At 68.3% G+C, this 9,074-nt stretch carries 8 protein-coding genes; 2 read left to right on the forward strand and 6 right to left on the reverse strand.

From position 1 onward, the window contains the following. Positions 1-5 precede the first annotated feature (5 nt). The 4 genes from egtD to egtA are packed head-to-tail and all read right to left on the reverse strand — an operon-like array spanning position 6 to position 4,532. On the reverse strand, positions 6-977 hold the full coding sequence (gene egtD, locus ABZV91_RS18705; RefSeq protein WP_355242940.1) for an L-histidine N(alpha)-methyltransferase: 972 nt from the start codon (positions 975-977) through the stop codon (positions 6-8). After that, a complete protein-coding gene (egtC, locus tag ABZV91_RS18710; RefSeq protein ID WP_355242943.1) occupies positions 974-1,810 on the reverse strand; it encodes an ergothioneine biosynthesis protein EgtC in 837 nt (278 codons plus the stop codon). Before egtC ends, egtD begins: the two co-directional genes overlap by 4 nt. After that, complete coding sequence (gene egtB, locus ABZV91_RS18715; protein ID WP_355242946.1) at positions 1,810-3,150, reverse strand: ergothioneine biosynthesis protein EgtB; 1,341 nt, start codon at positions 3,148-3,150, stop codon at positions 1,810-1,812. The genes egtC and egtB overlap by 1 nt, the downstream gene beginning before the upstream one ends. Beyond that, positions 3,147-4,532: an ergothioneine biosynthesis glutamate--cysteine ligase EgtA gene (gene egtA / locus ABZV91_RS18720; protein ID WP_355242949.1), complete on the reverse strand. Its 1,386-nt coding sequence runs from the start codon at positions 4,530-4,532 to the stop codon at positions 3,147-3,149. Before egtA ends, egtB begins: the two co-directional genes overlap by 4 nt. Before the next feature lie 213 nt (positions 4,533-4,745). On the opposite strand from egtA, the gene ABZV91_RS18725 reads away from it, so the two are divergent. After that, positions 4,746-5,918, forward strand: coding sequence for an aminotransferase class V-fold PLP-dependent enzyme (locus ABZV91_RS18725; RefSeq protein ID WP_355242952.1), 1,173 nt, complete (start codon positions 4,746-4,748; stop codon positions 5,916-5,918). A 40-nt stretch (positions 5,919-5,958) separates the two neighbouring features. Further along, complete coding sequence (locus tag ABZV91_RS18730; RefSeq protein WP_355242955.1) at positions 5,959-6,612, forward strand: Uma2 family endonuclease; 654 nt, start codon at positions 5,959-5,961, stop codon at positions 6,610-6,612. A 297-nt stretch (positions 6,613-6,909) separates the two neighbouring features. Here the strand turns inward: ABZV91_RS18730 and ABZV91_RS18735 are convergent, their stop codons facing one another. Continuing rightward, positions 6,910-7,773, reverse strand: a complete 864-nt coding sequence (locus ABZV91_RS18735) for a hypothetical protein (protein ID WP_355242958.1) — start codon at positions 7,771-7,773, stop codon at positions 6,910-6,912. A gap of 356 nt (positions 7,774-8,129) precedes the next feature. Beyond that, positions 8,130-8,933, reverse strand: coding sequence for a hypothetical protein (locus ABZV91_RS18740; RefSeq protein ID WP_355242961.1), 804 nt, complete (start codon positions 8,931-8,933; stop codon positions 8,130-8,132). Between the last annotated feature and the right edge of the window lie 141 nt (positions 8,934-9,074).

The raw sequence follows: 9,074 nt of genomic DNA on the forward strand, positions 1-9,074 counted from the left end.
CGGTCTCAGATGCGGGCAGCCAGAACGAGGGCAAAACGGTTGTCGGGGTCGGTCCACGCGTGTTCGGTGGCGAAACCGGCGGCGCGCAGTTCGCCGTCGAGCGCGGGCAGCCGGAACTTCGCGGAGATCTCGGTGCGTATCTGCTCGCCCCGGGTGAAACGCGCCGTAAAACCTGGATCGGCGACCGTCACCTCCATGTCCCGGGTGGCTTCCAGCCGCATCTCGATCCATTCGTTGTCGGCATCCCAGTGCGCGATATGACGGAAGGCCGCCGGATCGAAATCGGCGCGCAGCCGGGAATTGAGGACCCGCAGCACATTGCGATTGAATTCCGCGGTGATACCGGCGGCGTCGTCGTAGGCGGGGACCATGGTTTCCGGCTCCACCACCAGCCCGGCACCCAGCAGCAGTTGTTCGCCCGGTTCGAGGACATCGTGGACACCGGTGAGGAATTCGGCGCGTTCGGCGGGAACCATATTGCCGAGGGTCCCGCCCAGGAACGCGATCATGCGGCGCCCGCCGCGCGGCAGCGTACCCAGGGTGTCGGTGAAATCACTGACCACCCCGTGCACCGCCAGGCCGGGAAACTCCGCGGCCACCTCGTCCGCCGAAGCCCGGAGCGCGGCGGCCGAGACATCCTGCGGGACATAGGTTTTCAGTGGACCCTCCGAGGTGAGGGCATTGAGCAGGATCCGGGTCTTGGCCGCCGACCCCGACCCCAGTTCGACCAGGACCTCCGCCTGCGCGGTGCGGGCTATCGCCGGGGCGACCGATTCCAGCAGCGCGCGCTCGGTGCGGGTCGGGTAGTACTCGGGCAGCGCGGTGATCTGCTCGAACAGTTCACTGCCGCGCGCATCGTAGAACCATTTCGGTGGCAGCCATTTCGGTCTGTCGGTGAGGCCGCGGCGCGCGTCGGCGCGCAGCGCCTCGGTCAGGTCGGCGTCGGTGAGATGGACTTCCACGATGGGCTGGGTCATAACGGCAGGCTTTCGGTCGCGGTGGAGCGGCCGAGGTCGAGGGTTTCGACACTCAGCTCGCCGGGTTCGGCACAGACGAGACTCCGGTCCGGCAACTGCTGCCACCGGGTGTCGTCGTCGTAGGGTTCGGAGGACAGCACGGCGAACTCGTCGCCGATCAGCGCGTACAGCGAGTGGTAGCAGGTGGTGGCCCACAGCGCCGTGCCATTGCCGAGCAACAGGTTCACCCGGGCGTCGGGCGCGTGGTGCAGGACGCCGGTGACCAGCAGACGCAGTGCTGTGGCGGGGGTTTCGGCCAGGCCGGCCGGGGGTTCGGGGTCGAGCAATCGGCGCAGCAGCACCCACAGCGCGGCGGAATCGGTCAGCGCCTCGGCCTCGAGGAGATGGCTGGTCTCGTAGCGGCGGGTCATCCCGGCCCGGGTCGCGGCCACATCGAGATCGGACAACACCGCGGTGAGCACCGAACGCCATTCCGGCACCACTCCGTTGTGGCTGAACGCCCAGTTCTCCCAGAGGAACGGCGCGCACGCCGCGCGTTCCACCGGCATGCCGACCGTGGCCGAGCGGACCGAGCCGAGGACCGCGTGCGAGGTCAGCTGCGGTAGTACCTCGTCCACCGCGGGATCGGTCCAGATGGGGTCGGCATTGCGGTAGCGGGTCACCGACGCCGCGCCCGGCCCCCACCACGCGACCCCGAAGCCGTCGGCGTTGATCGTGCCGCCGCCGCGCATCTCACGGGGGGCCCAGGCCTGGGTGCGCAGCGAATGCGGGCCGCGGGTCAGCACCTCGCCCACCGGCACCGGTGTGCCCACATAGCCGATATGCCGGCACATCAGGCCTCTTCCGGGCCCAGGGTGCGGGCCAGCCGGAAACCGGAGAAGATCTGGCGGCGGATCGGATGATCCCAGTTGCGGAAGGTGCCGCGGCAGGCGACCGGATCGGTACCGAAGGAGCCGCCGCGCAGCACCCGGTAGTCGCCGCCGAAGAACACCTCGGAGTACTCCCGGTACGGGAAGGCGCGGAAGCCGGGGTAGGGATGGAAACCCGAGGAGGTCCATTCCCAGACATCACCGATCAGCTGGTGCACTCCGGCCGGTGAGGCGCCCGCGGGATAGGCGCCGATATCGGCCGGCTCCAGATGCCGCTGGCCGAGATTGGCGTGAGTGGAATCCGGCTCCGCATCGCCCCACGGGTAGGCGCGGGTGCGTCCGGTATCCGGGTCGTAGCGGGCGGCCTTCTCCCATTCCGCCTCGGTGGGCAGCCGCTTACCGGCCCAGTTCGCGTAGGCCTCGGCCTCGAACCAGCACACGTGCGCCACCGGCTGTTCGGGGCGTAGCGGGCGCAGGACCCCGAACACCCGTCGCCACCACCGGCCGTCGGTATCGCGTTCCCAGAACTGGGGCGCGGTGAGCCCGGCCTCGTGCCGATGCGCCCAGCCGCGCTCGGACCACAGCTCTCGCCGCTCGTAACCGCCGTCGGCGACGAACGCGAGATACTGCGCGTTGCTGATGGGCGCCGCGTCGATCGCGAACGTGGGCACGTGCACCGGATGCGCCGGCCGTTCGTTGTCCAGCGCCCACGGGTCGGTGGAGGTGCCCATCACGAACTCACCGGCCGGGATCACCACCTCACCACCGACGACCGTGCGCGCGGCGGGTGGGGCCGGGGCGGTCAGGGCCGGCGCGCCGGTGCGCAGCTGGTGTGTGGCGAGCATGGTCTCGTCGTGCTGCTGTTCGTGCTGGGCGATCATCCCGAAGGCGAAACCGCCCGCGAGCAGCTGGTTGCCCTGGAGCGGGGTGCGATCCAGCACGTCCCACACCTTGTCGCGGACCGTGCCGACATAGCCGCGGGCCTCGTGGGGACCCAGCAGCGGCAGCTGCGGCCGGTTCGGGCGCGCGTGCTTGAACGCGTCGTACAGTTCGTCGATATCGGGGCGCACCGGATCCCGGCCGCCGACATCACGGACCAGCCACAGTTCTTCCTGGCTGCCGATATGGGCCAGATCCCAGACCAGCGGGCTCATCAGTGGTGAATGCTGGGCGCGCAGTTCGGCTTCGTCCACGCAATCGGTGAGCGCGGTGGTCCGCCGCCTGGCCCGGATGAGGGTGGCCGCGATGCGCTCGCGCAGGCGCTCGGTCTCGATGAGGTCGGCGTTCGGCCGGGTGAGGGTCACGATGCTGCTCCGCTCGTCGACGGGGGATCGGTGGGGTCGGTGGGACGCGCCGGCGCACCACGGCCGGTCTCGTCCTGTGGTGGCCGCCCGGCGGCGCACCGGCGGATCGCGGCGGGCAGCCGGGGTTCCGGACGGGAACTGTGGGCGGCGGCGGCCTCCAGCACGGCGACGGCCGCTGCCCGTAACTCCGGCTCCGCGAGACCGTGCCGGGCGGCGTCGTGCCAGCGTCCGGCCGTCGTGCCCGCCGCGGCCGTCGCGTCCGCGACCGCGGCCGGAGTGGACAGCAGGGCGTCGACGACAGTGATCGGGACCGTCCAGCCGTCACCGGGCTGGGCGTCGAGATAGCGGACCTCGAAATATCCGGCGGGCCGTACCGGCGGGAACAGCGTGGTCAGGTGATATTCGAGGTCGCCGATATCGGGGCGGCGGCCGATCACCTCGTCCAGGGCGCCGGACAACCAGTCGCCGAAGGTCACGTCCGGCGGCGCCGCCCAGGCGACCCGTCCGGCCGGCTCGGGCCGGCGGACACACAGCAGCGGGGCGTCCAGCGCCCAGCGGGCATAGCCGGCGACCGGATCGCGCCAGTCCGCGACGGGTGGGCAGGCCCGGGCCGGATCCAGATGCAGCCAGGTACGCATGCGCTGGGAGGCCCACTCCCCGGTGGGTGCCCCGCGCAGCGCCGGCGAGCACGCGAACGCGGCGATCAGGGCCGGGCCGACGGCGTGCAGGGCGGTCCAGCGGGCGGTGAGGTCGGCGTGGTCGGCGCCGATATCCACGCTGACCTGGGCTGCCGCCGTATTGCTCATCATCAGCCGGCCGTAGGGGCCGATGCGGGTGAAATAGTTCTCCATCGCCTGGTACCGCGGGAGCCCCAGCTGACAGCGGGGGGTGCGGGCCGGATCGGCGGCGGCGGCGACCATCCGGATGGACCGGGTGGCGAGCAGTTCGCGCAGCCGCTGTTCGTCGGCGCGGAGCCGGGCACACAGGTCGGCGGCGTCGGAGACGGCGATGCTGGAGAGTTCGATCTGCCCGCCGGGTTCGATGGTGACCAGGCTGCCGCCGGGTAACGGGCGGGCGGGGGAATCGGGCGCGATGGCGCGGGGTGCGTAGGGGCCCAGGGCCTGGGCCAGTAGTTCGGTCGTGGGCCGGGGTCCGGCCAGCAGATGGTGGGTGTCGTCCGGGGCCGGCTGTCGTGCGCCGCGGCGTGCCGTACGACCGGTACGGCAGACGGTGAACCATTCGAGTTCGGCGCCGACGAGCCCGGGCGGGCCCACTTTGAAACAGACGCCCCCGATATACGCTTCGGCCGCCGCGCGGCTGGACAGGGCCGGGTGCGCTGGTAGGTCGCTGGTCGATTCCGGATGTTCGAGCGTGACCGCCATACCAACCTCCGTGCGGCTTCTCGCCGGTTCGTATCTCGTGTTCGGCCGGGTGTTGCCCGAGCGGGTGTTCGATTGTCGGTTCGTCTCCGATCGACGGCGGGGCACCGGCCGGGCCGGAGGGCCGGTCGGGCCTCGCGTGGAATCCAGAGTAGCGACGGGGACGGACACGTTTGCGCCGCGAACGGGTCACGGATCCGGCATAGGCTCGTGGGCATGGTCGATGAGCAGCGAGTACGCGACGATACGCCCGGCGTGGGGGCCGGGGCCGTTTTCCTGGACAGCGCGGGATCCTCGTTACCGCCGCGGGTGGTGACCGAGACCGTGATCGGCCATCTGCGGCGGGAGGCCGAGATCGGCGGATACCGGGCCGCCAACGAACGCCTCGCCGACCTGGCCGGGGTCAAGGACGCGATAGCGACCCTGCTGAACACCACCCCCGACACCATCGCCCTCAGCGACAGCGCCACCCGCGGCTGGACGGACTTCTTCTACGCTGTCCCGCTACATCCCGGCGACCGGATCCTGCTCTCCGGCGCCGACTACGCCAGCAATGCCATCGCCGCCCTGCAACGCGCGCGGGCCACCGGCGCCCGGGTGGAACAGATCCCCAGTGACGAGGTGGGCCGCATCGACCTCGACGCCCTGGCCGCGATGATGGACGAACGGGTTCGACTGGTCTCGCTACTGCACGTGCCCACCAACGGCGGGCTGGTGAACCCGGTGGCCGCCGCGGCGCGGATCGCTCGCGAGGCGGGCGCGCTGGTCCTGCTCGACGCCTGCCAGTCCGCCGGTCAGCTGCCGCTGGACGTCGCCGAATTGGACGTGGACGCACTATCGGCCACCGGCCGCAAATGGTTGCGCGGCCCCCGCGGCACCGGGTTCCTCTACCTGCGGCCGGAGCTGGCGGCCGCGATGGAACCGGGCCGGCTCGATCTGCACAGCGCCCGGTGGACCGCTCCCCAGGAATATCGGATGGCTCCGGACGCCTCGCGGTTCGAGTTCTGGGAACACGACGTGGCGGCTCGGCTCGGGCTGGGCGCGGCGGTGCGTTACCTGCTGGAACTCGGCCCGGAGCAGGTGTACTCGGCGATCGCCGAGAGCGCCGAGTACCTGCGGGGCGCGCTCGGCGACCTGGCCGGGGTGACGGTCCGAGACCTCGGGGTGGAACACAGCGGCATCGTCTCGTTCACGGTGGCCGGTACGGCGCCGGTGGAGGTCCGCGACCGCCTGCTGGGCAAGGACATCACGGTGACGGTCAGCCATCGTGGATCCACGCTGCTCGATATGTCGGCCCGCGGGCTGGACGCGGTGGTGCGCGCTTCGCCGCACTGTTTCGTCAGCCGCGACGAACTGGACCGGTTCATCGACGCGGTGGCTGTGTTGTAATCGCGGCGTTCGACATTCGACACCGGGTAGCATGAGTAGCATGTCCATGCCGGAGATCGAACGGCCTGACCTGCCCGAATGCCTCACATGGGAGGAACTGGAACGCCTCCCGGAAGAGATCGCCGCCCAGATCGAGCTCTGGGAGGGTCGGGTGGTGTGGGTTCGGCGCGGACCGGCCGAGCATCAGGAGTACACGAACCTGTTGTGGGCCGCTCTCCGCCGCTGTGCTCGCGCCACCATGGCACAGCGGCCGGAACGCTGCTGGCGGGTTTCCACCGAAACGAATATCTTCCTGGGCTCCGTCGGCAAATCGGATTTCGTCACTCCCGACTTCCTGATATATCGCTGTCTACCGGACGAGTTTCAGGACATCCGCGCGAGGGATGTCCTGATGGCCGGGGAAGTGCTGTCCCCCTCGAATACGCAAACCGATATCGAAGCGAAGAAGGCCCGCTACGCTACCAACGGCATCCCCTGGTATTGGGAAGTCCATTTGGCGCGCAGCCCGCGTCGCATCGCCACCGTCCGTGCCTTCGTGCTCGAAACCGCACCGGGACAGATACACGACGGCATACGGCCACTGTACCGAGCCAATTACCTCCTCGCCGATGAATGGGCGCCTACGAATACCGGGGCGATCGAGATAGATCACCCATTCCCCGTTCATATCCCTTGGGCCGAACTGGAATTCTGATCCGGCGAATGGAGTCGTTACAGGCGGCCGCCGGCGTTCACGCGGGTTCGGTCGTTGGTGGGCCGGGTAGCCGGTATGCGAGAGGGTGCGGGGGCGAGCGCATATCGAGTTGACCACCACTCGACCTCGGTCCCTGTCGCCGACCCGCCCGGCGAACCCGATGCTGCTTGGGGCACTCAGATTCTCCGAGAGGTTTACGGTGCACCGAACCGGATCCGGAACGCGGGCGCGAACGGGCGCGGGATCTCCTCCGAGATCCGTCGACCCGGCAATCGGGCTGCGAGACGCTTACGCTGGTCACAGGATCATCAACCGCTGGAGGTTGGACTCCAGATGCTGGAAATATTCTTTCATATGGTGACCCGCAGCGGCCGAGTTGAAAAATGTGGGTTGAATCGTGTGGTCGGCATCGCCGAAAAGGATGCGTCTGTTCTGGTTGAGCCAGGCGCCTCCCTCAGCGAAGATCTCCCGTTTGCCGCCGTCCGGGAGGGTCCAAATGTGCGGCGGAACTTCGTGTTCGATCAGGGGCTTCACCTGGGCGTAAACCTCGGCGAAATCTGACCCACTGCTCGGGGACCCGACAGCGTGATCGAACGCGTGAGTGAATTCGTGCGATGCGGTGCCGGGCCGGGAATATCTGGTATTACCCACCAAGAGGGCTCGGTACTTTACTGCGTATGCGCCGGGCACCTCGCCCCAGGTCATACCGTCGGTACGGTGCGGCAGCGGCTCGTCGGGGCTTTTGGCGGAGTGAGCCGGATGACCTAAGTCCAGCAGGCTGCCGTCACCGAGCCAGAGCCCTCCGTGTGGTTCCTCTTTCATATTACTTGCAACAACGCGGTGCCAGCCTTCCGGCGCCGAAATCAACGAATCGGCATTCGCCCGTGTCGCCGGTGAACCGCTTGTGTGAAATCGGTTCCCGTAGATGTTTCGCAGCAGCTCATCTGCCCGGCCCGCCATCTCGGGCGGCGCGACACCGGACGCTGTGGCGCCGAACTGAGCGGCTCCATCGGCATCAGCGCCGGCCCATATGGCGTTATTCGCGCCGCGAATAGTTGTCGCGTGCTTGTTCAGGGGATCCTTGTGTAGGTCCCGAACATCCCTCGAGACCTTCAGCAACCTGTCGGAGAACTCTTGAAATCCTCTCAACCACTCCGGCACGGCAGATCCGGGATCACGTTGTTTGTGTGGTATCCGCAGTCACGGCATACGGAAGTTCGCCTATCAGGACGGTGTTTCGGTGCGCCGGGAGGGCGGCGACGGGCGCCTCGAATTCGGCACCCGATGGTTTTACCTGCCGGGATGTTCGGTATGGATATATCATCTGCCGCTTCGGATCGACCTACTCGGGAACCTGTGCAGTGCTGCATCATGGGCCCATTGGGCCAATGATAGTCACGACCCGTGGGCTGACTCTAGAGCACCTCGGCAGGATGCGTATCGGTAAAATTGCCGGCTATCACGGCGTAGGGCGGCGTGTTTCATGCCGAGATGTCTCCACCGAGCCCGCGTCGGGGTCACGCGTTGACCGGGATGGACAGTACGACCTCCTTCTCGTTCTCGGGCAGGTAGTGCGCTGTGACGATGCGGCCCACCTGCACGTTCCCGATCGCGGTCGGCGGCAGGAACTTCTCGGAGCAGGTGCTGAAGGTGCTGCCGTCCGGGCGGGTGACCACCAGTCCCACCGCGACTCTGGAGTATCCGTCGCGGATCTCTCCCGGGACGGTGAGCGACTGCACCACTGCCTGCGCCGCGATACCGCGCGCGGCGATATCGATCTTCGCCCGAGTGGTGAACCCCTTGCGGATCAAGGAGTCGTTCATCACCCGCTGCGCTGCGGCGCTGTCGCCGGACAGGTCCAATTCGACGATGCCGGGCCGGTCCGGACGGTAACGGACGGGCAGCACCACACCGGGTGCCAGCAGCGCGAGTTCGGTGAGGGGGACCACCGTTTTCGCTGTGGCGTCGAATCGTTCGCCCTGGGCACCCTCGACGCTGAACTCGATCCGGAGCTGCGGCTGGTCGTTCAGGGTGACCCCGGTGTGGGTGAACGATCGCACGGTGCCCAGACCCAAGGGCGCGTCCCGGAACTCGCCGGTGTTGCGGCCGGTGAGCGCGGTGACGATCCCCGCGCCGGTGAACGCGAAGACCATGACGACCAGGGTGGACGCGATGATCGGTAGGGCCAGGAACCCGTTGAGCCAGGCCATGGCGGCCGGTTCGTAGACGCTGGTGGGTTCGTAGGTCTGGCCGTGCCAGAGGTAGAAGCCGATCGCGAGGGCTCCGACGGCGAGGGCTGCGGTACGCAGGGTGCGGATCATGGTTCTCTCCGTAAGTTGTTAATCGGCCCAGGAGGGTCGGATGTGGCTTATGGTTTCTTGCCTGTTGTGGCTTCTCAGGAGTGGCCGTCCGACCCTCCGGGGTGCCCTGGCTGCTGATTGAGATATGCGCGCGGTACGTGG

Source organism: Nocardia sp. NPDC004568, assembly GCF_040609955.1.
Lineage (GTDB): Bacteria > Actinomycetota > Actinomycetes > Mycobacteriales > Mycobacteriaceae > Nocardia.

What these genes read in the sequence shown, in the direction of transcription:
- egtD (WP_355242940.1), bottom strand. Translation starts at nt 977, where the DNA reads ATGACCCAGCCCATCGTGGAAGTCCATCTCACCGACGCCGACCTGACC.
- ABZV91_RS18740 (WP_355242961.1), bottom strand. Translation starts at nt 8,933, where the DNA reads ATGATCCGCACCCTGCGTACCGCAGCCCTCGCCGTCGGAGCCCTCGCG.
- egtA (WP_355242949.1), bottom strand. Translation starts at nt 4,532, where the DNA reads ATGGCGGTCACGCTCGAACATCCGGAATCGACCAGCGACCTACCAGCG.
- egtC (WP_355242943.1), bottom strand. Translation starts at nt 1,810, where the DNA reads ATGTGCCGGCATATCGGCTATGTGGGCACACCGGTGCCGGTGGGCGAG.
- ABZV91_RS18730 (WP_355242955.1), top strand. Translation starts at nt 5,959, where the DNA reads ATGTCCATGCCGGAGATCGAACGGCCTGACCTGCCCGAATGCCTCACA.
- ABZV91_RS18725 (WP_355242952.1), top strand. Translation starts at nt 4,746, where the DNA reads ATGGTCGATGAGCAGCGAGTACGCGACGATACGCCCGGCGTGGGGGCC.